Origin of the sequence: Albidovulum aestuarii (assembly GCF_029961185.1) — a bacterium.
Lineage (GTDB): Bacteria > Pseudomonadota > Alphaproteobacteria > Rhodobacterales > Rhodobacteraceae > Albidovulum > Albidovulum aestuarii.
This window is the reverse complement of sequence record NZ_JASBQQ010000001.1, coordinates 553,133-577,728: the sequence shown is the minus strand read 5'-3', so window position 1 is coordinate 577,728 and position 24,596 is coordinate 553,133. Positions and strand designations below refer to the sequence as shown.

Sequence of the window (24,596 nt, the reverse complement as noted above, 5' to 3'; positions counted from 1 at the left end):
TCATACTCCGACTTGGCTATAGCGGAACCGGGGGGCGAGGCAAGAAGCGCAATGCCGCGACAAGCACAATCCGGGACTTGCATTCGCGTTGGCACGGGTCTAAATGGCCCCCGAGTGCCGACGTAGCTCAGTTGGTTAGAGCACTAGATTGTGGATCTAGGGGTCCCCCGTTCGAGCCGGGGCGTCGGTACCATCCCCTCGCACTCACTTTCCGGCGTTGATCTTCACCGTCTGCCGCAACTCGCCGGATTCGGCGTCGAGGATCAGGATTTCATCCGCGTTCGTCACCACCGCGATCCAGCCGCGCCCCATCGTGACGGCTTCCGCCTCTGCGCCATCGGGTAGCGTGATGCCGTCGGGAAGCGCGGGGCGCGGCGCTGAGGCATCCGGCAGCCGGGTGACAAAGAGGAAGATGATCGTTATCAGGCCGAGGATCATGGTCCCGGCCAGCGTCGTGACCAGAACCTTGAGAAAGCGCAGTTCGGGCGGGGTGCCCTGTTCGGCGTCAGTCGGAGCCTCGTTCATGTCGGACATTGAAAGCCGTACCTTGCAAGTGGTGATCGGGGCCAACCCGCCCGACCGCCTTGATAAGGCGCTGGCGCGCGATGTGCCAGAAGAAGCCGCATTGTCGCGGTCGCGGCTGGCGAAGCTTCTGGCCGAGGGAGCGATTACGCAGGACGGAGCGGTGGTCGAAAACCCAAAGGCCAAAGTGGCGGAGGGCGACGTGTTTGCCATCGCGCTCGGCGCGCCGGAGCCGGTAGAAACTGTCGCACAGCCAATCGCGCTCAACATCGTGTGGGAAGATGCCGATCTCATCGTCATCGACAAGCCCGCAGGCATGGTCGTGCATCCCGCGCCGGGTTCTGCCGACGGGACACTCGTCAATGCACTTCTGCACCATTGCGGCGATACGCTGTCCGGCGTCGGCGGCGAAAGGCGTCCGGGGATCGTGCACCGGATCGACAAGGATACGTCGGGCCTTCTGGTCGTCGCCAAATCCGACCGGGCGCATCACGGGCTTGCGAAACAGTTTGAAAAACACTCGGTAACCCGCCGCTATCTGGCACTGGCCAACGGCGTGCCGGATGCTGCCGACCCGCGTCTGCACGGGGTGAAGGGCACGAATTTCGAAACGGGCGGTATCCTCAAGATCACCACACAACTTGCCCGCCACAAGACAGACCGTCAGCGGCAGGCGGTGCTGTTTCATGGCGGGCGTCATGCGGTGACGCGGGTTAGAGTGGTGGAGAGGTTCGGCACCCCGCCTGCCGCGGCCCTTGTCGAATGCTGGCTGGAGACAGGGCGCACCCACCAGATCCGGGTCCACATGGCCCATGTCGGCCATGGGCTGATCGGCGATCCGGTCTATGGCGGGCGGCGTAAGCCCGCTGCGAAGGCACTTGGCGCGGAAGCTGCCGAGGCTGCGGCGAAGTTTCCCCGTCAGGCGCTTCATGCCGCAACCCTTGGCTTCGATCATCCGGTCACCGGCGAGAGACTCGATTTCGAAAGCCCGCTGCCTGACGATTTCCAGACGCTCCTTAACCTTTTGCGCAGGGAACCGGGCCTTGCTGATCGCGTTTCCTGACAAGGATGTGAGGCGTCTGTCACAAATCTGGCAAAACGACGGAAACATACTCATCTGACGTTAAACAAACGCTGCTATGGCCACGGCCTTGCAGAGCGGGGGCCAAGCGAATAGATTTCGGGGTCCTCGACCGGAAAGAGAGGGTCAGAGCCGATGTCGAACTATGCAAACCTTCCCGCGCCGAGCCCGGAACAGGGGCTGAACCGCTATCTGCAGGAAATCCGCAAGTTTCCGCTTCTGGAGCCGGAAGAGGAATACATGCTGGCCAAGCGCTGGGTGGATCATGAGGACAGCTCCGCCGCCCACAAGATGGTTACCTCACACCTGCGCCTCGCTGCAAAGATCGCCATGGGATATCGTGGCTACGGTCTGCCGCAGGCCGAAGTGATTTCCGAGGCGAATGTCGGGCTGATGCAGGCCGTGAAGCGTTTCGACCCCGAAAAAGGCTTCCGGCTGGCCACCTATGCGATGTGGTGGATCAGGGCGTCGATTCAGGAATATATCCTGCGGTCGTGGAGCCTTGTGAAGCTTGGCACCACCTCGGCGCAGAAAAAGCTTTTCTTCAACCTCCGCAAGGCCAAGTCCAAGATCGGCGCATTGGAGGAAGGCGATCTGCGCCCCGAACATGTGCAGAAGATCGCGACCGACCTCAACGTGACCGAGGATGAGGTCATCGCGATGAACCGGCGTCTGTCGGGCGGCGATGCCTCGCTGAATGCTACCGTCGGCGCCGAGGACGGTACCGCCCAGTGGCAGGACTGGCTGGAGGACGAGGATGCCGACCAGGCCGGGCACTATGCCGAGGCCGATGAGTTGTCGGTGCGCCGCGAACTTCTGGAACAGGCCATGGCGGTGCTGAACGACCGGGAACGCGACATCCTGATGCAGCGTCGTCTGGTCGATGAGCCGGTGACGCTGGAAGATCTGTCCGGGCAGTATGATGTCAGCCGCGAGCGCATCCGCCAGATCGAAGTGCGCGCGTTTGAGAAACTTCAGGCGGAAATGCGCAAGCTGGCCGCCGAAAAAGGCATGGTTGTCCCCGCCTGAGCCGACGAAATCTACCCTTGCGGCTTGCTCCCCCGGCCGCAAGGAGCGTAGATGTTAGCGCAATCTTGAACATGGGGGCGGCATGAAACCGGTCAATTGGGGGGTGCTCGGCGCTGCGAAATTCGCGCGCGAGCACATGGCGCGGGCTATACACGAAGCCGAAGGCGCGCGGTTCCACGCGCTTGCGACATCCGATCCGAAGAAAGCTGCACCATTCGCGGCCTTCTGCCCGGACCTCAAGGTGCATGACTCGTACGATGCTCTGCTCGCCGACCCGGACATAGAGGCGGTCTATATACCGCTGCCTAACCACCTCCATGTCGAATGGACGTTGAAAGCGCTCGAGGCGGGCAAGCATGTGCTGACGGAAAAGCCCATCGCGATGCAGGCGGATGAGATCGACGCTCTCATCGCGGCACGGAACCGGACCGGACTGCTGGCGACCGAGGCTTATATGATCGTTCACCACCCGCAATGGCAGCGCGCCCGGGTCCTGATAGAGGAGGGCGCCATCGGTCGCATCCTGCATGCGGATGCGCATTTCAGCTATGACAACCGCTCTGACCCCGGCAATATCCGCAACCGACCCGAAACGGGCGGTGGCTCCATCGCCGACATCGGCGTCTATACCTACGGGTCTGTCCGTTGGGCGACCGGCGCGGAGCCCGTGGAGATCAATGCACAGATCACGCGCGAGAACGGCGTCGATGTCTTCGCCCGCGTCTTCGGCGAAATGGAGGGGCCGGGCGGCCGCTTCACCTACCACGCGATGACCTCGATGCGGCTTTTCCCCCGGCAAGAGGTGGTATTTCAGGGCGAAACGGGCCTGATCCGGCTGACCGCGCCCTTCAATGCGGGCCTCTTCGGCGAGGCGCAACTGCACATGTTCCGGCAAGACAAGGCCGATCACATCGAACGCTTTCCCGGCGCGCGGCAATACCGCAACCAAGTCGAGGCCTTGGGGAAGACGATCCGTAACGGTACGCCGTATCCGTGGACTCTCGAGGATGCGAAGGGTACGCAAGCGATGATCGACCGGGTTCTGGCCGCCGGATAGGTCCGTGTTGACGCAGGTCATGGCGGCACCTGCATTCAGTCCCCATATCTATGGCAGGCCACACAGGAGGTTTGCCATGAAACCGATCCGTACACTTGTGCTTGTCGCCGACGACGAGACGGCGCGTTTTCTGATCAACGAAGGTATCGGCAAGGGGTTGAAGGAGGTGGCTGGGCTTTCGGCGGCACAGTTCCTCGATGCCCAGATCGAATACGACGACCGGCCGGGGCGGCAGACCGGTGGACCGGGTGGCGTAGCACGGCACGGCTTCGATCCCGGAGAGAAGGCCGATGAGGCTGGACGGTCGCGTTTTGCGAGTTATGTCATGGAGGAACTGGACCGTGAATGGTCTCGTATAAAGCCCGACCGGTTGATCATCGCGGCAGGGCCAAAAATGCTCGGCGTATTGCGGTCGCGGCTGACCGGGGCGTCGGCGCAGGCGCTGCATGCCGATCTGGCAAAGGACCTCGTGAAGGTGGCGGCACAGGACCTGCCGCGCCACTTTGCGGACATCCAACCGATGTGAGCCGGTTTGAGCGAAGCCTTCTGAAGAATGGTGCTCGGCGGCATGAATTAAGAATGTCGCTCAGGAAGCCTCAACGTCGCCACGACGATTTCATTCGAGATGCCGCTTCCCATTCACAAGGTCGTTCATCTAAAGGGATTGTCCCGCTTTGGCCTGATCACTCTGTCGGCAGTGCGGCCTGAAGAAATCGTACCATGTTGCCGCCCATGACCTTTGCGATGACCTCCTCGGGCAATCCCCGGTCGATCAGGGCTTGCGTCAGGGCGGAAAGTTCCGATGCGTCGAATGTTGTCCGCACCGCTCCGTCGAAGTCCGAGCCGAGCGCGACATGGTCCTCGCCGACGACCCCAATCGCGGCAATGATCGCCCCGGCAATGCCGGCAGGCGTGTCGTCACAGGTCACGTCGGCCCAGAACCCGATGCCGATCAGCCCCCCCTCGGCCGCGATTGCCCGCATCAGGTCATCGGGAAAATTTCGGACAGTATCGCAATGGCTGCGGATGCCGGTGTGGCTGACAACGACCGGCATATCGGTCATGTCGAGAACGTCGCGCGCAGTCTGAGGTGAGGCATGGGCGAGGTCGATGATCATATGCCGCCCGATCATCTCCTCCACGACCGACCGTCCGAACCGCGTCAGGCCGGCCGCGGTGCCCGCCTCGCCGTGCAGCGAACCGCCAATCTCGTTGTCGAAGAAATGCGTGAGCCCGATGAGCCGGAATCCCGCATCGTATAGCTTGCCGAGATTGGCCTGTTCGTCGCCAAGCGCATGGCCCCCTTCGGCCCCGAGAATGCCCCCCACGACCTGCTCACCTGCGGCGCGGCGGCGCAACACTTCGGCCAGATCGGCGCCGGTGCGGATGATCTTCAGCGCCTCGGGCGCATTTTCCTCGGCAATCGCCAACTGGCGCGCCTGCTCCAGCGCGCGTTCGGTCAGATCAAGCCAGGCACGGAAGGGGCGAAGCTGGCCGATATACAGAAGTGTGATGTCGTCCCGCGCCTCGGCAGCGTTGTTCTCGTAATTCAGGCCCGAGGGGCTTTTCGTCACCGTGGTGAAGACCTGCAGCGCAACATTGCCCTCAGCCAGCCGCGGCAGGTCGACATGTCCGCGTGTCTGACGCTTGGTCAGGTCCCGATCCCAGAGCAGCGTGTCGGCATGCATGTCGCCGATGATCAGCCGTTCATGCATTTCCTGCGCTGCCTGGGTCACTGGCCAGGGGTCATGCTTCGTAACAGGGTTCTGCATCCGGTCGGCGATTTCGGGCCCCAGCGCAAGGAACCCGAACATACCAACAACCAACAAGAATCCGATTAGTTTCAGTATGATCCGGATCATCTCGTGTATCTCCCCTAATGCGACATCACTCTTCTGCGCGGGTGCGATCCCTTCAACCGTCCAGCACAAAACCGGTTGTATCCACTCCGTGCTGCGTCATCCGGGCGAGTGTGTCATCGATCAAGGTCGCGCTGCCGGCATTCAGTGTGTTTTGGACGAGAAACCAATAGAGGAACGTGGAAAAAGGGAAGGAAGCATTCATAGCCGCGCACAGGGCGCCGTGCATTTCATCGGGGTGCCGAACCGTTATCGCGCAATGATGCAAGTCGCTGCGACCGCAAAGCACCACCGGAACACGATGGATCATCGATTCCAGCGCAGTGGCCGAGGTTGTCGTCACCGTAATGTCCGAAGCGGCCAGGATATCGTGCACATTTGCATCGGTGACCACTACTCCGGGGCTTTGCCCGGCAACCGCAAGAATGTGAGTGGTGTCGCCCGTCAGATTGCGCGGGTGCGGCTTCACGATCACCGTCCGTTCGCCGCGCGCGGCAAGAACAGCGGCAAACATCTCCCGTTCGGACATGTATCGCGCGCGGTTTACCGGATCGCTGTCGCCCTGAAGGAAAATCGCAATCGCGCTTTTGGGAAATGTCCGGCGGTCCTGCGGCTGATCGTACCGGCTTTGTCGCCGGTCCACGAGGCGGCGTGACAGACGCGTGTGGAACATGTTCGCTTGATCTGGATCGACTAAGTCGGGCCGGAAGGTCCCGGTGGCGAGACTGGAGTCACCGTAATTTCCGACAGGATCGCAGTACCAGAACGGAAAGACATAGGCCAAGCCGGTGTTCAGAACGCGGGGATGATGGATGCGACCGTTGTGTACAAGGTGGATGTCTTCGGTTTCGCCCATGCTCGTCAGAACATCCGTGTCGCGCCAGCGCACTTCGACACGGGCGCCGCGAGCCATAAAACCGGATCGGATTTTCTGAAAGAAACCCGGAAGCCCCACCCCATCCGACGCCAACATATGTAGCGGCACATGCAGGATCAGGCCGGGCCGCATCGGCCCGCCAGACTATGTGAATGGGTTCCGAGGTGTGGGACGCGACGGCGCGCCGTCGCGGGGGTCATCCCTCCATCGCTTCCAACTCGTCGATCATTCCGGCGATCATGGACAGACCCTTGTCCCAGAATTTTGGATCGCTGGCATCGAGGCCGAATGGTGCGAGAAGCTCTTTGTGATGCTTCGATCCTCCAGCCTTCAGCATCTCGAAATACTTCTCCTCGAAGCCCGGCAGGCCTTCCTCGTAGACCGCATAGAGCGCGTTGACGAGCCCGTCGCCGAAGGCGTAGGCATAGACGTAGAAGGGCGAGTGGACGAAGTGCGGGATATAGGACCAGAAGGTCTCATACCCATCCATGAATTCGAAAGCGTCCCCAAGGCTTTCGCCCTGAATGCTCATCCATAGCGCGTTAATATCCTCGGGCGTCAGTTCGCCCGCGCGGCGGGCAGCGTGCAGCTTGCATTCGAAATCGTAGAAGGCGATCTGGCGCACGACCGTGTTGATCATATCCTCGACCTTGCCCGCCAGCAGGACCTTGCGTTCGTTTTGCGTCTTTGCCTGTGCCAGAAGCTTGCGGAAGGTCAGCATCTCGCCAAAGACCGACGCGGTTTCGGCCAGCGTCAGGGGGGTGGATGACAGCATTTCCCCCTGCGGTGCGGCCAGAACCTGGTGTACGCCATGGCCGAGTTCATGGGCCAGCGTCATCACGTCGCGCGGTTTGCCGAGGTAGTTCAGCATGATGTAGGGATGCACGTCGGTCACGGTCGGATGGGCGAAGGCGCCCGGCGCCTTGCCGGGTTTCACGCCCGCGTCGATCCAGTCATTGTCGAAGAAGGGCTTTGCAATATCAGACATTTCCGGGGCGAAGCTCATATAGGCCGACATCACGGTCTCCCGCGCCTCGTCCCAGTTCACGGTCTTCTTTTCCTCAATCGGCAGGGGTGCATTGCGGTCCCAGACCTGCAGTTTCTCCAGCCCCATCCATTTTGCCTTCAGCCGGTAGTAGCGGTGCGACAGTTTCGGATACGCGGCGACGACGGCGTTCCTGAGCGCCTCGACAACCTCGGGTTCGACATGGTTCGAAAGGTGCCGCCCCGTTTGTGGGGTGGGCATCTTCCGCCAGCGGTCCTCGATTTCCTTTTCCTTGGCGAGCGTGTTGTGGACACGGGCGAAAAGCTTGACGTTCTCGCCGAAGACCATTGCCAGAGCCTTTGCACCAGCCTCGCGCCGTGACCGGTCCTGCTCGGACAGGAGGTTCAGCGTGGCCTCCAGGTTCATCGGCTCCGCCTCGCCTTCGACCGCGAATTCGAGCCCTGCCATCGTCTCGTCGAAGAGTTTGTTCCAGGCCGAGGCGCCAACCGTGGACTGGTCGTGCAGGAACTTTTCCAACTCGTCGGACAGCTGGTGTGGTTTCATCGCGCGCATGCGGTCGAAGACCGGCTTGTAACGCGCGATATCGGCATTGGCGGTGAAGACAGTTTTGTAAACTTCATCCTCGATCCGGTTGAATTCAAGCGAGAAAAAGACGAGCGGAGTGGTGAATGCCGTCACCTTGTCCTGACAATCCGACATGAACTTGGCTCTGCCGCCATCCATGGTGTTCTGATAATAGCGCAGGCCTGCATAGGACATGATGCGCCCGGCAATCGCCTCGATCTTCTCATAGGCGTGGATGCAGTCGAGCATCGCGTCGGCGTTCAGCGTCGCCAGCTTTCCCTCGTAGCGTCCTGCAAAATCGGCGCAGGCCTCTTCAAGCCAGTCCATGTCGCGCGACACTTCGGGCGCGTCGGGAGCGGCGTAAAGGTCGCTCAGATCCCATTCCGGCAGATTGCCAAGCCCGCCGGACGAGGCATTGGCGTCAAAGACCGGGCGGGGCAAGCGGATCGGCATGGGGCACTCCTTCGAAATCTGTCGCACAGAGATGGCAGGGGCAGGGTGGCATGGCAAGGGTGGGTGGATGATTTCCCCGTCATCGGCCCAGTTGCGGGCGCTCGCGAGGCCTCTTACTGTGGCGCGGTCTAGGGAAAGGACAGGCGATCATGACCTATTGTGTTGGGCTTCTGTTGGATGCTGGCATGGTGCTGTTGTCCGATACCCGCACCAATGCGGGCCTCGATCACATCTCATCCTATCGTAAGATGTTCTCGTTCGAGGTGCCCGGGGAACGGGTGATAGCGATCCTGACGGCGGGCAGCCTGTCGGTCACGCAGGCGACGCTGGCGAAACTTCAGGAAGCGATCGAGAACCCCGAGGCGACGCCGGAAAGCTCGATCCTTATGGCGCCGACGATGCTGAAAGTGGCCGAGATTGTGGGCGAGACTTTGTGGTCTGTGCGCGATGCCAACGATCAGCGGCTGAAAACGAACGGCCAGTTTGGCGCGGCCTCAATGATCGTTGCGGGGCAGCGCAAGGGCGGGCGGATGCGTATGTTCCTCGTCTATCCGGAAGGCAATTTCATCGAAGCGACCGAGGACACGCCGTTCCTGCAGATCGGCGAGCATAAATACGGCAAGCCGATCCTCGACCGGATCGTGCGGCCGAAAACCTCAATCGAGGATGGCGAGAAGGCGGTGCTTCTGTCGATGGACTCGACGCTCAGGTCGAACTTGTCGGTCGGTATGCCGCTGGACCTTGCCGTTATCCACAATGACGAATGCAAGGTTGGCTTTCAGCGCCGGATCGAACCTGGCGACGCCGATTTCCGGCGTATGAGTGACGGCTGGTCAAAGGCGCTGAGGTCGAGCTTCGCTAAAATCCCGCTGCATGTGCAGGGATAATCACCCCCGACTGGCGTCGAACAAGGCCGCGGCGCGGTCGTAGAACTTGGCCCGTGTCTCGGGCCCCTCCATCATCAACTCGTGTTCTGCGCTGCCGACAAGATCGAATTCCGAGCCCGGCCAGCGCGACATTCGGTCGTGAATCGAGGCGGCATGAACGATGCGTTCCTCTGCCCCCAGAACCGTCAGGCAGGGCAGGTCGGGTGATTGCATCTGGTGCAGCGCGTGTGTTTCTTTCAGCGCCTCGTAAAGCCACTGCATCGTCGGCCCCCCGATGGCGAGATCGGGATGCACCGTCAGTTGGCGGCGCATGAACTCCCACATCTCGCGGTTGCGGGTCAGCACGTTGCCTTCGAACTCCGCTTCCAGCACGTAGGTCAGGGGTGAGGTCGAGGGCACCATCCGGTGACCCTGCCCGGAGACCGTTGCAAGCCATGACAGGCCCCATGCGACGGGACGCACAACCGGCTGCATCAGGATGCCCCACATCGGCGCCGAGAACGTCACGGCATTGACGGCAATACCGTCATGGATGGCGCGCAGCCCGATGCAGCCCCCCATGGAATGGCCGATCAGGAAAAAGGGGCGGGGCAGGTCTTGCATCTCGACCCAGGCCATGAACGCCGCAACATCAAGGCTGTAGTCAGAAAAGCACTCGACATGGCCCGGTGCGCGATCGTCGAGTAGCCGGTCAGCAATGCCCTGACCGCGCCAATCGAGAGTCGCCATGGCATAGCCCCGCGCGGCAAATTCCCCCGCCGCGGGGCCGTATTTCTCAATATATTCCGTCCGCCCGGGAAACAGCAGCACCGTCCCCTTCTCGCCGCCGCGCCAATGGGCCGCTCGGATGCGGACCCCGTCAGCAGCCGTCAGCCAGACGCAGGTCGCGCCATCGGGCGCATCGGCAACGTCGTCGTAGAAGGGGGCGCGGTCCATCCTCAGGAAAGGGCTGCGCCGAGTTGCATGGCAAGGCCCATATCGCCGTCAACGGCCAGTTTGCCCTGCATAAAGGCGGCCGTGGGGTTTACGTCGCCGGAAAGAATGCCCTCGAAGGTTTCACGGTCAGCCGTCAGCGTCACATCGGCCTCATCATCGCCCGCGCGCACGTCCGATCCGTCAATGATCAATGCGCCTTCGCCTTCGATCACGAACTTTGCAGTGCCAGGGATGCCGCCGGACAGTTTTTCGCTCAGCGCGGCAACGGCCGCGGTTACAATATCACTCATTCTTCCTCCAAATGTGAGCGCCAAGCCTCTCGCTTTCCGGCGCGGATCGGCTACACTCTGCCTTGTAATGCGGATGTGTGCCACCCTTCTCAATCCCGTGTTCGCTGCATGTGCCGCAGCGTTATTTCTGTCTGCGCCGGTTTTCGCGGCGTCTGAATATCTGGACAATCTATACGCGGAATTGGCCGATCCATACAACCCTGAGTGGCGTCGGGTTCAATCCGACATTCTGCGAGAGTGGTCAAAGTCGGGCTCGCCGTCGATGGATCTGCTTCTGAAACGGGGGCAGGAGGCCATGGAAGCGGGCGATCTGGCCACCGCGATCGAGCATTTCACCGCCCTCGTCGATCATGCGCCAGAATTCGCCGAAGGCTGGAATGCGCGGGCGACAGCCTATTTTCTGAATGGCCAGTTCGGGCCGTCCATAGCCGACATCCAGCATACGCTTGCGCTGAACGACCACCATTTCGGGGCGCTTTCCGGGCTCGGCCAGATTTTTGAGGCGTTGGAGCAGGAGGACAAGGCCATCGCGGCCTATCGCGCGGCGCTTGCTATACATCCCCATCAGGAGGGGATAAAGCAGGCGCTCGAACGGCTGGAGCAGAAGACCACCGGCACCGAACTCTGAGGGCAGTCCCATGGCGGCGGAGACGAGGATCACGGCGGTCCTCGGACCGACCAACACAGGCAAGACACATTACGCGATCGAACGGATGCTGGCGCATCGCACCGGGGTCATCGGCCTGCCCCTGCGCCTGCTCGCCCGAGAGGTTTATGACCGGATCGTTGCCGCGCGCGGGCCTGCGGTTGTGGCGCTGGTTACCGGCGAGGAGCGTATTGTCGGCGCCCGCGCCCAATACTGGGTCTGCACGGTCGAGGCGATGCCGACCGATATCGGCTGTGACTTCCTCGCCGTGGACGAAATTCAGCTTTGTGCCGACCCTGAGCGGGGGCATGTCTTCACCGACCGCTTGCTCCATGCGCGCGGCTTGTTTGAGACGCTGTTTCTTGGCTCCGACACAATGCGCGGCACCATTGCCGCCCTCGTGCCAAAGGTGCAGTTCCTGAAACGCGAGCGGTTTTCAACTCTGAGTTACACCGGTTCGAAAAAGATAAGCCGGATGCCCGCACGGTCGGCCATTGTCGGGTTTTCGGCTGAAAATGTCTATGCCATCGCCGAACTGATCCGCCGTCAGAAGGGCGGTGCGGCTGTGGTGATGGGGGCGCTGTCCCCACGCACCCGCAATGCGCAGGTGGCGATGTACCAGAACGGCGATGTCGATTACCTCGTCGCCACCGATGCCATCGGCATGGGGCTCAATCTCGATATCAACCACGTCGCCTTTTCGGCTACAGCGAAGTTCGACGGCTGGCGCATGCGTGATCTTTTCCCGCACGAACTGGCCCAGATCGCGGGGCGGGCCGGGCGTCACACCGCAGCGGGCAGCTTTGGCGTGACGGGGGAAGCCGTACCGTTGGCCGATGAGGTAATTGCCTCGATCGAGAACCACCGTTTCCGCCCGATTGACCGAATCAACTGGCGGGCGAGTGATCTGGATTTCGGCGGCGTTGACCGGCTGATCGCCTCGCTGGAGGCCGCGCCAGCCGAGGAACGGCTGATGCGCGGGCGTGAGGCCGACGATCTGAAGGCGCTGAAGGCACTCGCAGATCTGCCGCATATCCGCGACCGGCTGCGCCATCCGCGCGATCTGCGGCTTTTGTGGGATGTCTGCCGAATCCCCGATTTTCAAGGGATTTCGGCCCAAGAACATGCCAATCTATTGCAGCGTATCTTCGGGTTCCTCCAAGACGGGCATGTGCCCGATGACTGGCTAGCGGCACAAATTCGTCGGATCGACAAGGTTCAGGGCGACATCGACACATTGTCGAAAAGGTTGGCATATATCCGCACTTGGACCTATGTCGCGCAGCGTTCCGGCTGGGTCGCCGACGAAAGCCATTGGCGCGAGGAAACGCGCGCTGTAGAAGACCGCCTGTCAGACGCGCTGCATGACGCGCTGACACAAAGATTTGTGGACCGGCGGACGAGTGTCCTCCTTCGCCGGCTCAAGCAGAAGGAGAGCCTTGTGGCCGAGGTGAACGACAAGGGCGAAGTGACGGTTGAGGGCGAATTCGTCGGCCGTCTGGAAGGATTTCGCTTCCATCAGGACGGAACCGCATCGCCCGATCAGGCAAAGACGCTGAAACAGGCGGCCTATGAGGCATTGCGCCCGGAATTCCACTTGCGCGCTGACCGGTTCTACAACGCGCCGGACACCGAGCTGGATTTCACCGAGCAGGGTGGTCTGATGTGGGGCAACTCGGCTGTCGGCAAGCTCGTCAAGGGCGCTGATGTGATGAAGCCGCAGGTCGAAGCCTTCGTCGATGAAGAGGCTGGCTTTGACGTGGGCGAGAAGGTGCGCCGCCGTTTGCAGCATTTCATCGACCGCAAGGTGGCGACACTCTTCGAGCCGCTTCTGAACCTCCAGCGCGACGAGACGCTGACGGGACTTGCCCGCGGTTTCGCCTTCCGTCTTGCGGAATCGCTCGGCGTTCTGCCGCGTGAAGGCGTGGCCGATGAGGTCAAGGCGCTGGATCAGGACATGCGGGGGCTACTGCGCAAGCACGGCGTCCGGTTCGGGCAATACACGATCTTCCAGCCGCTGCTTCTGAAGCCGGCACCGACGCGGTTGCGTCTGGTGCTCTGGTCGCTGAACGAGGGGCTCGACGAATTTCCCGAAAGCCCGCCGCCGGGGCTGGTGACGGTGCCGAACCTGCCGGATGTGCCCAAGGGCTACTATACGCTTTCGGGCTATCACCCGGCGGGCGCCCGCGCGATCCGCATCGACATGCTGGAACGGCTGGCAGATATTCTACGGACGATGGACAGCCGCGCTGGGTTCGAGGCGAACCCCGACATGCTTTCGATCACCGGCATGACACTGGAACAGTTCGCCGACCTGATGGCCGGACTTGGCTACAAGGGGGAGCGGGGTGAGCGCGAAAAGGTGCGGTCCGAGCCCGTGGCGAGACCCGCCGAGGAAGCTGCAAGTTCCAATCCCATCACCGAAGAAGAAGCGGCACTTCAGACCGTGACCGAAATGGAGGTCTTCTATACCTTCACCTGGGCGCCGAAACCGCGTGCACCGCGAGGAGATCGCCCGCAGCGCGGCGAACGCCGCGAGGGCAAGCCGGGCGGTGACCGTCGCGACGGCAAGCCGCGCGGCGACCGGGGTGAGCGTGGCGGTGGCAAGGGGCCGAAAGGCAAGCATGGTGCCAAGGGCAAACGTGACGATCAGGGTGGGCGCAACTTCGAATCCCGTCCCCCGAAAAAGGACCGGATTGATCCCGACAACCCCTTCGCCGCCGCGCTGATGGGGCTCAAGGACAAGATCTGAGGCGGGCTTGGCCGAGGATCGCATCCGCATCGACAAATGGCTCTGGCAGGCGCGGTTCTTCAAAACCCGCAGCCTTGCCGCCGGGGTGGTGACGGCGGGGCATCTGCGCGTGAACGGCGACAAGACCGCCAAGCCCGGCCGGGCCGTCGGGCCGGGCGACGTGCTGACCTTCCGGCAGGCGAGCGAAATCCGTGTTGTCCGCATCCTCGCCTGCGGTATGCGCCGGGGGCCAGCCACAGAGGCGCGTTTGCTCTACGAAGACATCGCATCAGGCGAAACTGTGCCCCCTGACGCCACCACACGGGAATGATCGTCCTTTCCGGGCTGAACTGTTCACGCCTTTGGTCTTTCCGCCGCCCTCTATCTTGAATGATCCCCGCCTTGGGGCTAGGTAGCGGCAGGACCCTAAGCCCGGACGCCGCCCATGACTTATGTCGTCACCGACAACTGCATCGCCTGCAAATACACCGACTGCGTCGAGGTTTGCCCGGTGGATTGCTTCTATGAAGGCGAGAACATGCTGGTCATCCATCCGGATGAATGCATCGATTGCGGCGTCTGCGAACCCGAATGCCCCGCCGACGCGATCCGCCCGGATACCGAGCCGGATCTGGAAAAATGGGTGGAGTTCAACCGGCAATATTCCGAAAAATGGCCGGTTATCACCCAGCGTAAGGACCCGCTGCCGGAAGCGGAGGAACGCGACGGCGAAACGGGTAAGCTGGAGAAGTATTTCTCCGAATCGCCGGGCGAGGGCGACTGATTCGCGAAATCTGACCGAATCACTTTCGGTCAGCGTGAAAAAACCGGGTTTTCGTAACGCGCAAGCGCGTTATGAGCCTAATGCATGACGCATTTGATCATAGCGCCTTGGGGCGACCCTTTCAGATATGCGCATTTTCTGCTATATTATTGTTACAACTGGATGAGGATATCTGGACCATTGCCGCTGCGACCACCTCGCAGCATTGGGGAAAACAGGTGAAATTTCGGACATTGACCGGAGCCTTCTATGACCCCGGCAGTGTTTTTCGCCGCGATGGCAGATACCGTGCGAGGAAAGGCCCATATGACCAAGAGCAAGAAATCCGATTTCCGCCCGAATGACTTCGTCGTCTATCCCGCCCATGGCGTCGGAAAGATCATGGCGGTCGAGGAGCAGGAAATCGCCGGGCTGAAGCTCGAGCTTTTCGTCATCTCGTTTGAGAAGGACAAGATGACCCTACGTGTGCCCACGCACAAGGCGACCGAGATCGGCATGCGTCAGCTGTCTTCTCCTGACCTCGTGACCAAGGCGCTTGAAACGCTGAAGGGCAAGGCCAAGGTCAAGCGCGCGATGTGGTCGCGCCGGGCGCAGGAATATGAGCAGAAGATCAATTCCGGCGACCTGATGGCGATTGCCGAGGTTGTGCGCGACCTGCACCGCACCGATGACCAGCGTGAACAGTCCTATTCCGAGCGTCAGCTTTACGAAGCCGCGCTTGAGCGTCTGACCCGTGAAGTCGCCGCCGTGTCGGGCGTCGATGAGGCCGGTGCGCAGAAGAAGGTGGACGACGTCCTCCTGTCGCGCGCAGCCTGATATTTTGAAGCGTTAAAGTACGGACCGCAGAGGCCAGCCTCTGCGGTCTTTGCTTTTGCCATAAAGGAATACTCGGGCTTCACGAGCTGGCGTAATACAGAGGGAGGTCGCCATGCCGGTTATATCGCACACGGCAAAAGACATGATCGGTAACATGGCGCCGCTTCTGCGGGACGGCGAATACGTGTTTGTATCGACGCCGGATGAAGCTCTCGGTCAGGCGCTCGCTCCGAAGGCGATTGCGACCCACCGGGAAGATGAGGGGTTGTCGCTGATCCTGCCGGCGTCGATCGCCCAAGGCGCCGGTTTCGATGCAGGCAATCCGATGCGCTGTATCACGCTGAAGGTCTATTCAGCGTTAGACGGTGTCGGCCTGACGGCAGCGGTTGCGGACGCGCTGGCAGGGCAGGGCATCCCCTGCAATATGGTAGCGGCCTTTCACCACGATCACGTTTTCGTCCCGTCGGACAGGGCCGATGAGGCCATGCAGATCCTGATCGCGCTTCAGCAAGAGGTCGCGGGCGGCTGATGCGCTCAGCCGCGCTGGTTCTTCAGCCGGTGAAAGAGATGCGTGAAGGTCGCCACGCCCAGAACCGGGATCACCAGATTGACAAGCGGGATCGACAGGGGGGCCGCCATCAGCATCCCCGCGATCCAGACCTGACCGGCATGGCGCTTGCGCAGGTCGCGCGCGCCCTGCCGTCCCAGCCGCCGCATCGCGACCATCTGGAAATATTCCCGCCCGAGAAGATAGCCGTTCACAGCCCAGAACATCAAAGGCGCGAAGGGGCCGACAAAGGCGTAAAGCAGAAGGGCGAGGAGGTTCACCGCGACCAGAACGCCAAAGAGATTCACGCTGTCGATCAAAGTGTCCATGATCGGCAGGCGCGGCGTGCGGGGCAACGCCGGATGGTACCGGTCCTCCACCGCCTGGGCGACATCGTCGAGGAACAGCCCGCTGAAGGCCGAAGCCACGGGCACCATCAGGAAGACCGATAGTCCCAGCATCAAGAAGAACGAACCCCAGCCAATCAGGCTATCCACCCACGCGACTTCACCCAACCAGGGCAGGGTCAGCGTATCGGGAGTGATCCAGTCCAGCGCCTGAACGAAGAGTACATAGACCCCGAACAACAAGGCCAGCGACAGTAGGACACCGAGGCCGACGACCTTGAGGAACCGCCGGTCGCCAAGCTGCCCCAACGCCTTGAGAAAATCTCCGAATATCATTTGCTTACCCAGGTGGTTATGGCCGCGATGTCAGGGCGCGGACGATCCGGCGGCGTGTTGGCCTCAGTGCCGATATGGATAAGGCCCGCCACCCATTCGCCTTCGGCAAGCCCCAGCCCCTCGCGGCAGAACTCTCGGTCATGCATATGCCAGCCGGTCAGCCACGAAGCCCCCCAGCCCGAGGCGAGAGCGGCATTCACCAGCGTCAGGCAGACCGCCCCCGCTGACAGGATCTGCTCGATTTCAGGAACTTTCTCGGTCGTGCGGGGGACATGCACAACCGCAATGGCCAGATCGGCATCGGCCAGTTGCATCACGCCCTTGGTCACCCGGTCGGGGTCGAGCCCCATCGCCGCACCACGGGTTTCGGAGAGCGTTGCAAGCCGCGTCAGCGCGGCTTTCTCCAGCACGATGAAACGCCACGGTTCCAGCTTGCCATGGTCAGGCACCCGTGCCGCCGCCGTGAGGATCGGTGCGAGTTCCTCGCGCGTCGGCACGGGCGGGCGCAGGATCTTGGCGGGCCGCGACCGTCGGGTCAGGAAGAACTCCATCGCGGCGGGATTGGGGACGGGCATTGTGGCCTCCGTTCGTTACGGGCGGCACACTTGGCCAGAGCGGCGGCGGGGTCAAGCGGCTTTGGCGACAACTGGTACAGGGCGCGCGAAGCGGCTAACAGAAGGCATGTGCGAGCTCAGCCATCTGTCGCGGCCCGGCGCCGAGATTACCGTGCGTGTCACCCCGAAGGCGTCGCGCAATGCCATCGTGACCGAGGATGGCACGATCCGCGTTTATGTCACGGTTGTACCGGAGGGCGGCAAGGCCAACACCGCTGTCGTGAAGCTCCTGGCCAAGGCGCTTGGCGTTTCCAAGTCACGCCTGACCCTGATCCGTGGCGAAACCGCCCGCGACAAGGTGTTCCGGATCGCGGAATAGGCCCGGAAGGGCGGGAATCCCGTAAGAAGACGAATTGGCGATTTCGTGCTACCCTACCATCGGTTTTTTGAAAAAATTGATGGATGGTTCCAATGACATTGACCCGTTTCCCGCTCGTATTCTGTGCAGCCCTCGCGCTTTCGGCCTGTCGGCACGACCCGTCTATGGTCAGCGCGAATTTCCAGTTCTCGAACGCCGCAGGGCTCGGCACCCAGAATGCCGGTCTCTATGAACCCGGCTCCACCTTCCTGTGGAACATCTCTACCAACCGGCTGGAACTCCTCGATACACTGGCGCTGACGCCGACCACGCCGGGTGGCGTTTCGGCGGGTGATGTCTCCTCGACCAACGTGGCCGAGATGGGCATCTCCGGCCTGCCGGAATCGCTCTTTGGCAAGGAAGGGCTGATCAAGGCATCAATCGGCGCCAAGTCGCAATTCGTGGCCAAGGGGGCGCTGCGCGAAGACTACAACAACACCATCACCGCGCTTGCCAACTATGTGCAGGAACAGGTGACGGCGGGCAACAATCCCGACCTCATCCTTCACCCGCGCGAGGATGAATTCCGGATCGTCGTGGTGCGATCCGTGATCCGCGCGAACGATTCATCGCTCTTCGTTGGCGGAACCGACAGTTCCGATCCCAACAAGGTGGTCGATGTCTCGCTGAACATTCCGGGCGGCGAGGCAATCGCATTGCGCGTGCGGGTCGGTACCCGCACCGCCTGCGGCCGAAGTGAGGGGTCGGATGGCAAGGCGCCGGCCTGCTTCTTCAACGTTCAGGTGCTCGACCCGCAATACGAGGACGGCAATCCGCGCATGCAGTTCCTCGTTGGCAGTTCCTATCCGGCGAACAACCTGCCCGGGGCGTTCCGGTCGCTGCGGTAGTCGCGATCAGCCGGGCAGCCGGACAGGTTGACCGTGGGGCGTGGCAAGATAGGCCCGCTCCCACGCGGCCTTTGTGGCCTCCGCTTCGTCTACGGGCGCATGGCCCGCACGGTCGAGCAATCCTTCAAGCGTCGTGAGCCACGCGGCGTAATAATCCGCCCCGCCATCAAGCGGCCGGTCGGCGCCCATCGCCTTCAGCGTCGCGCCGAAAGCCTCGGCCCATCGGCTCCAGGTGAAATGTCCGGCCTCACTCATCGCGACGGTCAGCGCGAAAAGCTGCGCCTGCCAAGGTTCGTCGAAGCGGGACGGCGGAGTCATGCAGGGACCAGATAGCTTTGCCAGAGGTCGAGCGTGACCTCGTCGCCTGCGCGCTCCGCCTCGCCCCACAAATCGGCGGCGGCGAAGGCGACGGTATAGAGCGGCTCCGGCCGTTCGCCGAGCCCGTGGGCATTGGCGTCGGGCAGGACATGCGCGCCGTGGCTGAGGATAACGGTCCCGGTCTGACCGGCGGCATAGGCGGGTAGCCTTGTATGGCCGCCCGGGACATCTGTATTGCGGGCGGGCAGGCGGGTGCGCACCCGATCACCGGGCGCAAAAGCCGGTTCGGCGCCGGGCCTAGCATAGGGGCTGCCCCGTTTCAGCGCCGGACCGACAGCCTCAGCCCTGAAGAGTTTCGGATGGGGTTCCGCAGGATCGGCGGTGCCTGCGGCCAGCTCGTCCTCTGTGACCAGCCCTTTCGCCACCAGAAGATCGGCCAAGGCCGCCATCCACTTCTCATAGTAGGAAAACCGCGCATAGTCCTTGGGGCTCAGGCTTTCGCGGGCATGGCGCGACGTGTCGATCGACCATGCGCCAAGCCCTCCTGCAGCAAGCGTCAGCGCCAGCGCCTTGCGGTGCCATTCAGGGCCGATGGGCACGATGCCCTGCGGTTCGGGGATAACGGCAGGATCGCCATAGCGCCCGCCCATGTCATGCACCCGGCTCATCTGGACGCCCCCGCAAGACCGGTTCCGATCATCGAATCGCGGGTGACAAGGTCGGCCAGCGCCGCCTCGTCCAGACCTTCGGATCCTTTGGGGCGCATCGGCACAACCAGATAGCGGACCTCGGACGTCGAATCCCACACACGCACTTTCTGGCCGTCTGGCAGGGTGACGCCAAACTCGGCCAGCACCTTGCGCGGTTCGCGCACCGCGCGCGCCCGGTAGGCGTCGGATTTGTACCAGGCGGGCGGGATGCCGAGCAAAGGCCACGGATAGCAGGAACAGAGCGTGCAGACGACCATGTTATGGGTGTTGGGCGTATTCTCCACCGCGACGACATGTTCCCCCTGCCGACCTGAGATGCCGAGTTCTGCAATCGCGGCGGTGGCATCGGCCAGCAGCCGGTCACGAAAGGCCGGATCGCTCCACGCACGCGCCACGACTTTGGCACCCAGATGCGGGCCGACCTTCCGTTCGTAGGTGTCGAGGATTTCCTCCATCGCTGCCGGATCGACCAGCCCTTTGCGGACAAGGATCGTCTCCAGCGCCTTCACGCGGAGGGCGGGGTCAGAGGGCAGTAGCGAATGCGGGTGGTCTGGATGATCATGCGGCATGACGGCATGATGCGCAGGGTTGGCTGCCAAGTCCAGCGGGCTTCGCGGATGCAGTTGCTCTGAATCGCTGTTGCATGCTTCGCTGCACTCGGGTGTGATGTTGAGGGACATCGCGCAACGATCAGGCAGGCATTCCATGGCGACCGAAGAGGCAGAGAAACGGACGGCGAGGACGCTTCTCGACTTGCTCGGATCCGGGCGCCAAAGTCAGGATATCGAGGTTCCGGACATGACAGCCGCCAACCGGATCTGCGCGCATGTCCGGACGCTGCGCGAAGCCCGCGGCGAACGCGTCATCGGGCGAAAGATCGGGTTTTCAAACCGGACCATCTGGCCGATTTACGGCGTGGACCGGCCGATGTGGAATTATGTCTGGCACACGACCCTAATTGCCACCGCTGATGGCGAAGCCGTGGTCGATTTACAGGGAGTTCCCGAACCTAGGATCGAGCCCGAAATTGTACTGCACCTGGCCTCGGCCCCGGAACCCGGCATGAGTGAGGACGAGCTTCTCGGCTGCATCTACCGCGTCGCGCATGGCTTCGAGATTGTCCAGTCGGTCTATCCCGGCTGGAAGTTCAGCGCGCCGCAATCGGCGGCGGCCTTTGGGTTGCACGGGGCATTGGCAATCGGCTGGTGGCAGGACATAAGCAGCGACCGCATGGCATGGGGGAAGCAGCTCGGCGATTTCACCGTGACCTTGAACAGGAACGGTAGTCGCGTAGAGACGGGGCACGCGACGAACGTCCTTGGTGGGCCGGTATCGGCGCTGCGGTTTCTCGTCGAGACGATCGCTGACGAGCCTCACCCGGCCCCCTTGCAGGCGGGAGAGATCGTCTCTACCGGAACCCTGACCGATGCTCAGCCGGTTGCGCCGGGCACGGAATGGACCGCTGAATTCACCGGTATAGACCTGGCACCGCTGCGGGTAATTTGTCGCTAGAACGCGCGCGACGCGCCGGGGTGATGGCGGGGATGAATCGCTTGACGCCGCCCGGCATAGGCCGTAAATGGCGCGGACGGAATTCGGGGCTCTGCCGTGCGGGGCCCGTAGATGATATGTGGATGACGGGCCCGGAGGCCCGAGAAACAAGGAACGAAACCATGTCGCGCGTTTGCGAATTGACCGGTAAGGGCCCGATGTCGGGCAACAACGTGAGCCACGCGAACAACAAGTCGCGCCGCCGTTTCCTGCCGAACCTGAACGATGTCACCCTGATCTCGGATTCGCTCGGCCAGTCGTTCAAGCTGCGCATCTCGGCTGCTGCCCTGCGCTCGGTCGATCACCGCGGCGGTCTGGACGCTTTCCTCGCCAAGGCGAAGGACGAAGAGCTGTCTTCCAAGGCGCTGAAGATCAAGAAAGACATCGCAAAGGCGCAGGCCGCGGCCTGATTGCCCTTGAACGGTGATGGATTTGCCCCGCTTCGGCGGGGCTTTTCGTTTTTGAGCCGCTGTCATGAGTGGCCAAGTGGTTTGATCTTGCACTTCGCAGCCGCTCCGGCTTTCTCTTGCTCGAAGGAAGGCGCTCATGAATCCGTTGCGCGGCATCATTCTCAAACTCTGTTCAGTCGCCGTGTTCATGACGATGGCGAGCCTGATCAAGGCGGCCTCGGACGCGGTTCCGCCCGGCGAGGCGGTGTTCTTTCGCTCTGCCTTCGCCATACCGGTGATCCTGATCTGGCTGATCGCGACGCGCGGGCTGAAATCCGGCCTCGCCACCCGCAATCCGCTGGGCCATTTCTGGCGCGGATTGATGGGCACGGTGGCCATGGGATTCGGCTTTGCCGGGCTCGGGCTTCTGCCCTTGCCCGAGGTCACGGCCATCGGCTATGCGGCGCCTCTTCTGACGGTCGTCTTCGCGGCGATGTTCCTGGGCGAGAATGTCCGGTTGTTTCGCATCTTTACCGTCGCGATCGGTATGGCAGGTGTTCTGATCATCCTTTCGCCGCGCCTGACGGCGCTCTCGGCGGGTGAGCTTGGCGCGACCGAGGCCCTTGGCGCAATCGTGGTTCTTGTGGGGGCGGTCTTTGCCGCGCTCGCGCAGGTCTTTGTGCGTCGCCTTGTGGCCGAGGAGAAGGTCAGCGCCATCGTCTTCTACTTCTCGGTCAACTCCGCGCTTCTGTCGCTGATCTCGCTGCCCTTCGGCTGGACGGTGCCGGATCCTGCAAGTGCGGCAATGCTGGTCGCGGCGGGGCTGTTCGGAGGTTTGGGGCAGGTTCTGCTGACCTCGTCCTACCGCTATGCCGACGCCTCGGTCATTGCGCCCTTTGAATACGCCTCGATGCTGCTGGCGCTCGGGGTCGGTTATGTCGTCTTCGACGAAGTGCCGACGCGTATCGTTCTGGGCGGCGCGGCGCTTGTTGTATTGGCAGGTATCCTGATCATCTGGCGCGAACGCCAGCTTGGCCTCGAACGCGACCGCCAGCGCCGGGCCATGACGCCGCAGGGCTGAACCCGCTCAGACCTCCAGCCAGATCGTCACTGGCCCCTGGTTGACGAGGCTCACATCCATGTCGGCGCCGAACTCGCCATTGGCGACCGTGACCCCAAGCGCACGCAGCCGGTCGGAGAAATAGGTGTAAAGTCTTTCGCCCTCATCCGGTGGCGCGGCCGTGGAAAAACCCGGCCTGTTGCCGCGGGACGTGTCCGCGGCAAGGGTGAACTGGCTGACCACGAGGGCTGCGCCGCCGGTATCGACGAGGGAACGGTTCATCTTGCCCGCCTCGTCCTTGAATATCCGCAGTTTCGCGATCTTCTGGGCAAGCTGATCGGCCTGAGCATCCGTGTCGCCCTGCATCGCGCAGACAAGGATCATCAGGCCCGTCCCGATCTCTCCCGTCACGCGCCCGGCGACGGTTACGCGCGCTTCGCTGACCCGTTGAACAAGTGCCCGCATCTCAGTCGATCTCCCTCGCCCAGGGCGGATTGGCCCCGGCGCGGGATACCGTGACCGCAGCGGCGGCGCAACCGAGCGTGAGGGCAGCCTCCAACGCATCGGGCGTCAACTCCGCCAAGGCGGGTTTGGTCAGCAAGCCGTCACGGTGCAGTGCCGCAAGCAGGGCCGCATTGAACGTGTCACCTGCGCCGACCGTATCGGTGACCGTGACCTTACGTGCCGGCACAAAGATCTGATGTCGCGCGGTGAACCCATGCGCACCCTCAGCGCCCTCGGTGACAAAAACCACCTTGGGGCCACGGGCAAGGAGCCGTTCGGCGACTTCGCCAATGTCGCCCGGACCTTCCAGCCACCGCATATCTTCGTCCGACACTTTCACGATGTCCGACAGCGCCAGCATCCGTCCGATCCGGGCGCGATAGGCTAATTCATCTGTTATGAAGCCCGGGCGGATATTGGGGTCGAGCATCGTGACGCGTGACGCCGCCTCGCGCGTCATCAGGGCCTCATAGGCACTGCCGCAGGGGTCACCAACAAGGCTGATGCCGCCGAAGAACATCGCCGCTACCGTATCGGGCAGGGCGGGCATGTCGGCGGGCGTCAGCATCCGCCCGGCGGTGTTCTCGTCATAGAAGGCATAACTCGCCTGTCCGTTCACCAGCCGCACGAAGGCCAGCGTCGTTGGTCGGGCCGAACGAACGGCAAGCGCGCTGTCAACCTCCGAGGCGGTCAGCGCATCGGTCAGGACCGCGCCGAAAAGGTCCGTCGACAGACCCGAAAGGAACGCGGATGGTGCACCAAGCCGACCGAGCGCAATGGCGGTGTTGAAGACCGCACCACCGGGATAGGGCGCAAAGGCATCCTCGCCCGCCTCGGTCTTTCGGGGCAACATGTCGATCAGCGCCTCGCCGCAACTCAGGATCATCCTGGCCCCCGGTTAATGTTAGCGTAAACAGGCCCCTCCTTAACCGAGTCCGGCCAGCGGAGCAACGCCGGTGACGCCGGAAGTTGACGCACGTCAAGGCGCGGAAAGTTCAATAGGTGCAGACTTACCAAGTTCCAAGAATGAGGAGCATCATCATGGTTGAGAAAACCCCCGCCACCAGCAATTTCTGGCCGAGCTTCTACGAGCCGTTCCGCCATTTCGGCGCACGGCTTTCCGAATGGCTGGCGCCTGCGTCAGAAGCCTCGTCGGACGACAAGACCTACCGGATCGCCGTCGAACTGCCCGGTGTCGATGAAAAGGACATCGATATCACCGTCGATGACGGCATGGTCACGGTGAAGGGTGAAAAGAAGGAGAGCCGCGAGGAGAAGGGCGAAACCTGGTACTTCAGCGAACGCCAATATGGCAGCTTCAGCCGCTCGTTCCGCCTGCCCGCCGACGCCGATGCCGGAAAGATCAGCGCCGATCTGAAGGATGGTGTACTGACGCTGACCGTTGCGCGCGCGGCGCCCGAGGTCGCGAAAGCCCGGAAGGTGCCGATAGGCAGGGCGTGATCCTTTGGCGGCGGG

General features: G+C 62.3%; 30 protein-coding genes and 1 tRNA gene. 18 read left to right on the top strand and 13 right to left on the bottom strand.

The genetic code is table 11. The features are described 5' to 3' along the window. Positions 1 to 116 precede the first annotated feature (116 nt). Positions 117 to 193 (top strand) — tRNA-His (locus QKW60_RS02975). A gap of 11 nt (positions 194 to 204) precedes the next feature. Here QKW60_RS02975 and QKW60_RS02970 read toward each other — a convergent pair. Beyond that, complete coding sequence (locus QKW60_RS02970) at positions 205 to 534, bottom strand: DUF6476 family protein (protein ID WP_282366301.1); 330 nt, start codon at positions 532 to 534, stop codon at positions 205 to 207. Here QKW60_RS02970 and QKW60_RS02965 point away from each other — a divergent pair. The 4 genes from QKW60_RS02965 (at position 524) to QKW60_RS02950 (ending at position 4,215) form a co-directional block, all read left to right on the top strand. Then, the gene (locus tag QKW60_RS02965) at positions 524 to 1,585 is read left to right on the top strand and encodes an RluA family pseudouridine synthase (protein ID WP_282366300.1); all 1,062 of its coding nucleotides are present in this window, start codon (positions 524 to 526) and stop codon (positions 1,583 to 1,585) included. The genes QKW60_RS02970 and QKW60_RS02965 overlap by 11 nt on opposite strands. A 153-nt stretch (positions 1,586 to 1,738) precedes the next feature. Beyond that, complete coding sequence (gene rpoH, locus QKW60_RS02960) at positions 1,739 to 2,632, top strand: RNA polymerase sigma factor RpoH (RefSeq protein WP_282366299.1); 894 nt, start codon at positions 1,739 to 1,741, stop codon at positions 2,630 to 2,632. 82 nt (positions 2,633 to 2,714) lie between these two features. Then, positions 2,715 to 3,689 carry a Gfo/Idh/MocA family protein gene (locus QKW60_RS02955; protein WP_282366297.1) on the top strand — a complete coding sequence of 325 codons (975 nt, stop codon included), beginning with the start codon at positions 2,715 to 2,717 and terminating at the stop codon, positions 3,687 to 3,689. Between the two features lie 76 nt (positions 3,690 to 3,765). Next, complete coding sequence (locus QKW60_RS02950; RefSeq protein ID WP_282366295.1) at positions 3,766 to 4,215, top strand: host attachment protein; 450 nt, start codon at positions 3,766 to 3,768, stop codon at positions 4,213 to 4,215. 157 nt (positions 4,216 to 4,372) lie between these two features. Here the strand turns inward: QKW60_RS02950 and QKW60_RS02945 are convergent, their stop codons facing one another. The 3 genes from QKW60_RS02945 to QKW60_RS02935 all read right to left on the bottom strand — a co-directional run bounded on the left by QKW60_RS02945 (position 4,373) and on the right by QKW60_RS02935 (position 8,448). Continuing rightward, entirely contained in the window at positions 4,373 to 5,551 is a 1,179-nt protein-coding gene (locus tag QKW60_RS02945; protein ID WP_282366294.1) for a dipeptidase, read from the bottom strand. Between the two features lie 52 nt (positions 5,552 to 5,603). Then, positions 5,604 to 6,557, bottom strand: coding sequence for a capsular polysaccharide export protein, LipB/KpsS family (locus QKW60_RS02940; protein ID WP_282366293.1), 954 nt, complete (start codon positions 6,555 to 6,557; stop codon positions 5,604 to 5,606). A gap of 64 nt (positions 6,558 to 6,621) precedes the next feature. Further along, on the bottom strand, positions 6,622 to 8,448 hold the full coding sequence (locus tag QKW60_RS02935) for a M3 family oligoendopeptidase (protein WP_282366292.1): 1,827 nt from the start codon (positions 8,446 to 8,448) through the stop codon (positions 6,622 to 6,624). A 149-nt stretch (positions 8,449 to 8,597) separates the two neighbouring features. On the opposite strand from QKW60_RS02935, the gene QKW60_RS02930 reads away from it, so the two are divergent. Then, a complete protein-coding gene (locus QKW60_RS02930) occupies positions 8,598 to 9,335 on the top strand; it encodes a proteasome-type protease (protein WP_282366291.1) in 738 nt (245 codons plus the stop codon). Here QKW60_RS02930 and QKW60_RS02925 read toward each other — a convergent pair whose 3' ends face one another. Further along, positions 9,336 to 10,271: an alpha/beta fold hydrolase gene (locus QKW60_RS02925; RefSeq protein WP_282366290.1), complete on the bottom strand. Its 936-nt coding sequence runs from the start codon at positions 10,269 to 10,271 to the stop codon at positions 9,336 to 9,338. It lies immediately after the preceding gene. Positions 10,272 to 10,273: 2 nt separating this feature from the next. Beyond that, entirely contained in the window at positions 10,274 to 10,561 is a 288-nt protein-coding gene (locus QKW60_RS02920; protein WP_282366289.1) for an SCP2 sterol-binding domain-containing protein, read from the bottom strand. A 262-nt stretch (positions 10,562 to 10,823) separates the two neighbouring features. On the opposite strand from QKW60_RS02920, the gene QKW60_RS02915 reads away from it, so the two are divergent. From QKW60_RS02915 to QKW60_RS02890, 6 genes are all read left to right on the top strand, one after another. Continuing rightward, positions 10,824 to 11,189 (top strand): tetratricopeptide repeat protein, encoded by a 366-nt coding sequence (locus tag QKW60_RS02915; protein ID WP_336619144.1) that lies wholly within the window; start codon positions 10,824 to 10,826, stop codon positions 11,187 to 11,189. A 10-nt stretch (positions 11,190 to 11,199) separates the two neighbouring features. After that, on the top strand, positions 11,200 to 13,959 hold the full coding sequence (locus tag QKW60_RS02910; RefSeq protein ID WP_282366285.1) for a helicase-related protein: 2,760 nt from the start codon (positions 11,200 to 11,202) through the stop codon (positions 13,957 to 13,959). Between the two features lie 7 nt (positions 13,960 to 13,966). Next, positions 13,967 to 14,269, top strand: coding sequence for an RNA-binding S4 domain-containing protein (locus QKW60_RS02905; RefSeq protein WP_282366281.1), 303 nt, complete (start codon positions 13,967 to 13,969; stop codon positions 14,267 to 14,269). A 114-nt stretch (positions 14,270 to 14,383) separates the two neighbouring features. Next, positions 14,384 to 14,722, top strand: coding sequence for a ferredoxin FdxA (fdxA, locus tag QKW60_RS02900; RefSeq protein ID WP_263738492.1), 339 nt, complete (start codon positions 14,384 to 14,386; stop codon positions 14,720 to 14,722). 306 nt (positions 14,723 to 15,028) lie between these two features. After that, entirely contained in the window at positions 15,029 to 15,538 is a 510-nt protein-coding gene (locus QKW60_RS02895) for a CarD family transcriptional regulator (protein ID WP_282366855.1), read from the top strand. A gap of 112 nt (positions 15,539 to 15,650) precedes the next feature. After that, the gene (locus QKW60_RS02890; protein WP_282366280.1) at positions 15,651 to 16,067 is read left to right on the top strand and encodes an ACT domain-containing protein; all 417 of its coding nucleotides are present in this window, start codon (positions 15,651 to 15,653) and stop codon (positions 16,065 to 16,067) included. A 5-nt stretch (positions 16,068 to 16,072) separates the two neighbouring features. On the opposite strand, the gene QKW60_RS02885 is transcribed toward QKW60_RS02890, so the two are convergent. Both QKW60_RS02885 and QKW60_RS02880 read right to left on the bottom strand, forming a co-directional pair. Then, a complete protein-coding gene (locus tag QKW60_RS02885) occupies positions 16,073 to 16,768 on the bottom strand; it encodes an EI24 domain-containing protein (RefSeq protein ID WP_419762637.1) in 696 nt (231 codons plus the stop codon). Further along, positions 16,765 to 17,343: a nitroreductase family protein gene (locus QKW60_RS02880; protein WP_282366279.1), complete on the bottom strand. Its 579-nt coding sequence runs from the start codon at positions 17,341 to 17,343 to the stop codon at positions 16,765 to 16,767. Before QKW60_RS02880 ends, QKW60_RS02885 begins: the two co-directional genes overlap by 4 nt. Before the next feature lie 106 nt (positions 17,344 to 17,449). On the opposite strand from QKW60_RS02880, the gene QKW60_RS02875 reads away from it, so the two are divergent. Beyond that, positions 17,450 to 17,701, top strand: a complete 252-nt coding sequence (locus tag QKW60_RS02875; RefSeq protein ID WP_282366278.1) for a DUF167 domain-containing protein — start codon at positions 17,450 to 17,452, stop codon at positions 17,699 to 17,701. A 92-nt stretch (positions 17,702 to 17,793) separates the two neighbouring features. Further along, on the top strand, positions 17,794 to 18,588 hold the full coding sequence (locus QKW60_RS02870) for a hypothetical protein (RefSeq protein WP_282366277.1): 795 nt from the start codon (positions 17,794 to 17,796) through the stop codon (positions 18,586 to 18,588). Positions 18,589 to 18,594: 6 nt separating this feature from the next. On the opposite strand, the gene QKW60_RS02865 is transcribed toward QKW60_RS02870, so the two are convergent. From QKW60_RS02865 to nthA, 3 genes are read right to left on the bottom strand one after another with little or no spacing between them, the layout of a single operon-like run. Beyond that, positions 18,595 to 18,906, bottom strand: a complete 312-nt coding sequence (locus QKW60_RS02865; protein WP_282366276.1) for a nitrile hydratase accessory protein — start codon at positions 18,904 to 18,906, stop codon at positions 18,595 to 18,597. Beyond that, on the bottom strand, positions 18,903 to 19,574 hold the full coding sequence (nthB, locus tag QKW60_RS02860; RefSeq protein WP_282366275.1) for a nitrile hydratase subunit beta: 672 nt from the start codon (positions 19,572 to 19,574) through the stop codon (positions 18,903 to 18,905). The genes QKW60_RS02865 and nthB overlap by 4 nt, the downstream gene beginning before the upstream one ends. Next, positions 19,571 to 20,185 (bottom strand): nitrile hydratase subunit alpha, encoded by a 615-nt coding sequence (gene nthA / locus QKW60_RS02855; protein WP_282366852.1) that lies wholly within the window; start codon positions 20,183 to 20,185, stop codon positions 19,571 to 19,573. The genes nthB and nthA overlap by 4 nt, the downstream gene beginning before the upstream one ends. 136 nt (positions 20,186 to 20,321) lie before the next feature. Between nthA and QKW60_RS02850 the strand changes: the two genes are divergently transcribed. The 3 genes from QKW60_RS02850 (at position 20,322) to QKW60_RS02840 (ending at position 22,637) form a co-directional block, all read left to right on the top strand. After that, on the top strand, positions 20,322 to 21,128 hold the full coding sequence (locus tag QKW60_RS02850) for a 2-keto-4-pentenoate hydratase (protein WP_282366274.1): 807 nt from the start codon (positions 20,322 to 20,324) through the stop codon (positions 21,126 to 21,128). Positions 21,129 to 21,289: 161 nt separating this feature from the next. Beyond that, complete coding sequence (rpmB, locus tag QKW60_RS02845) at positions 21,290 to 21,577, top strand: 50S ribosomal protein L28 (RefSeq protein ID WP_263738481.1); 288 nt, start codon at positions 21,290 to 21,292, stop codon at positions 21,575 to 21,577. Between the two features lie 136 nt (positions 21,578 to 21,713). Then, positions 21,714 to 22,637, top strand: coding sequence for a DMT family transporter (locus tag QKW60_RS02840; protein WP_282366273.1), 924 nt, complete (start codon positions 21,714 to 21,716; stop codon positions 22,635 to 22,637). A 6-nt stretch (positions 22,638 to 22,643) separates the two neighbouring features. Here QKW60_RS02840 and dtd read toward each other — a convergent pair whose 3' ends face one another. After that, positions 22,644 to 23,081, bottom strand: a complete 438-nt coding sequence (dtd, locus tag QKW60_RS02835; protein WP_282366271.1) for a D-aminoacyl-tRNA deacylase — start codon at positions 23,079 to 23,081, stop codon at positions 22,644 to 22,646. A 1-nt stretch (position 23,082) separates the two neighbouring features. Beyond that, positions 23,083 to 24,006, bottom strand: coding sequence for a carbohydrate kinase family protein (locus QKW60_RS02830; protein WP_282366269.1), 924 nt, complete (start codon positions 24,004 to 24,006; stop codon positions 23,083 to 23,085). A 155-nt stretch (positions 24,007 to 24,161) separates the two neighbouring features. Here QKW60_RS02830 and QKW60_RS02825 point away from each other — a divergent pair, with 155 nt between their 5' ends. After that, a complete protein-coding gene (locus QKW60_RS02825) occupies positions 24,162 to 24,581 on the top strand; it encodes an Hsp20/alpha crystallin family protein (protein ID WP_263738477.1) in 420 nt (139 codons plus the stop codon). Positions 24,582 to 24,596: the final 15 nt, after the last annotated feature.

Excerpts from the sequence above, each read along its gene's own strand:
- QKW60_RS02965 (WP_282366300.1), top strand. The coding sequence starts at position 524 with ATGTCGGACATTGAAAGCCGTACCTTGCAAGTGGTGATCGGGGCCAAC.
- QKW60_RS02970 (WP_282366301.1), bottom strand. The coding sequence starts at position 534 with ATGTCCGACATGAACGAGGCTCCGACTGACGCCGAACAGGGCACCCCG.
- rpoH (WP_282366299.1), top strand. The coding sequence starts at position 1,739 with ATGTCGAACTATGCAAACCTTCCCGCGCCGAGCCCGGAACAGGGGCTG.
- QKW60_RS02955 (WP_282366297.1), top strand. The coding sequence starts at position 2,715 with ATGAAACCGGTCAATTGGGGGGTGCTCGGCGCTGCGAAATTCGCGCGC.
- QKW60_RS02950 (WP_282366295.1), top strand. The coding sequence starts at position 3,766 with ATGAAACCGATCCGTACACTTGTGCTTGTCGCCGACGACGAGACGGCG.
- QKW60_RS02945 (WP_282366294.1), bottom strand. The coding sequence starts at position 5,551 with ATGATCCGGATCATACTGAAACTAATCGGATTCTTGTTGGTTGTTGGT.
- QKW60_RS02940 (WP_282366293.1), bottom strand. The coding sequence starts at position 6,557 with ATGCGGCCCGGCCTGATCCTGCATGTGCCGCTACATATGTTGGCGTCG.
- QKW60_RS02935 (WP_282366292.1), bottom strand. The coding sequence starts at position 8,448 with ATGCCGATCCGCTTGCCCCGCCCGGTCTTTGACGCCAATGCCTCGTCC.
- QKW60_RS02930 (WP_282366291.1), top strand. The coding sequence starts at position 8,598 with ATGACCTATTGTGTTGGGCTTCTGTTGGATGCTGGCATGGTGCTGTTG.
- QKW60_RS02925 (WP_282366290.1), bottom strand. The coding sequence starts at position 10,271 with ATGGACCGCGCCCCCTTCTACGACGACGTTGCCGATGCGCCCGATGGC.
- QKW60_RS02920 (WP_282366289.1), bottom strand. The coding sequence starts at position 10,561 with ATGAGTGATATTGTAACCGCGGCCGTTGCCGCGCTGAGCGAAAAACTG.
- QKW60_RS02915 (WP_336619144.1), top strand. The coding sequence starts at position 10,824 with ATGGATCTGCTTCTGAAACGGGGGCAGGAGGCCATGGAAGCGGGCGAT.
- QKW60_RS02910 (WP_282366285.1), top strand. The coding sequence starts at position 11,200 with ATGGCGGCGGAGACGAGGATCACGGCGGTCCTCGGACCGACCAACACA.
- fdxA (WP_263738492.1), top strand. The coding sequence starts at position 14,384 with ATGACTTATGTCGTCACCGACAACTGCATCGCCTGCAAATACACCGAC.
- QKW60_RS02895 (WP_282366855.1), top strand. The coding sequence starts at position 15,029 with ATGACCAAGAGCAAGAAATCCGATTTCCGCCCGAATGACTTCGTCGTC.
- QKW60_RS02890 (WP_282366280.1), top strand. The coding sequence starts at position 15,651 with ATGCCGGTTATATCGCACACGGCAAAAGACATGATCGGTAACATGGCG.
- QKW60_RS02885 (WP_419762637.1), bottom strand. The coding sequence starts at position 16,768 with ATGATATTCGGAGATTTTCTCAAGGCGTTGGGGCAGCTTGGCGACCGG.
- QKW60_RS02880 (WP_282366279.1), bottom strand. The coding sequence starts at position 17,343 with ATGCCCGTCCCCAATCCCGCCGCGATGGAGTTCTTCCTGACCCGACGG.
- QKW60_RS02875 (WP_282366278.1), top strand. The coding sequence starts at position 17,450 with ATGTGCGAGCTCAGCCATCTGTCGCGGCCCGGCGCCGAGATTACCGTG.
- QKW60_RS02870 (WP_282366277.1), top strand. The coding sequence starts at position 17,794 with ATGACATTGACCCGTTTCCCGCTCGTATTCTGTGCAGCCCTCGCGCTT.
- QKW60_RS02865 (WP_282366276.1), bottom strand. The coding sequence starts at position 18,906 with ATGACTCCGCCGTCCCGCTTCGACGAACCTTGGCAGGCGCAGCTTTTC.
- nthB (WP_282366275.1), bottom strand. The coding sequence starts at position 19,574 with ATGAGCCGGGTGCATGACATGGGCGGGCGCTATGGCGATCCTGCCGTT.
- nthA (WP_282366852.1), bottom strand. The coding sequence starts at position 20,185 with ATGCCGCATGATCATCCAGACCACCCGCATTCGCTACTGCCCTCTGAC.
- QKW60_RS02850 (WP_282366274.1), top strand. The coding sequence starts at position 20,322 with ATGGCGACCGAAGAGGCAGAGAAACGGACGGCGAGGACGCTTCTCGAC.
- rpmB (WP_263738481.1), top strand. The coding sequence starts at position 21,290 with ATGTCGCGCGTTTGCGAATTGACCGGTAAGGGCCCGATGTCGGGCAAC.
- QKW60_RS02840 (WP_282366273.1), top strand. The coding sequence starts at position 21,714 with ATGAATCCGTTGCGCGGCATCATTCTCAAACTCTGTTCAGTCGCCGTG.
- dtd (WP_282366271.1), bottom strand. The coding sequence starts at position 23,081 with ATGCGGGCACTTGTTCAACGGGTCAGCGAAGCGCGCGTAACCGTCGCC.
- QKW60_RS02830 (WP_282366269.1), bottom strand. The coding sequence starts at position 24,006 with ATGATCCTGAGTTGCGGCGAGGCGCTGATCGACATGTTGCCCCGAAAG.
- QKW60_RS02825 (WP_263738477.1), top strand. The coding sequence starts at position 24,162 with ATGGTTGAGAAAACCCCCGCCACCAGCAATTTCTGGCCGAGCTTCTAC.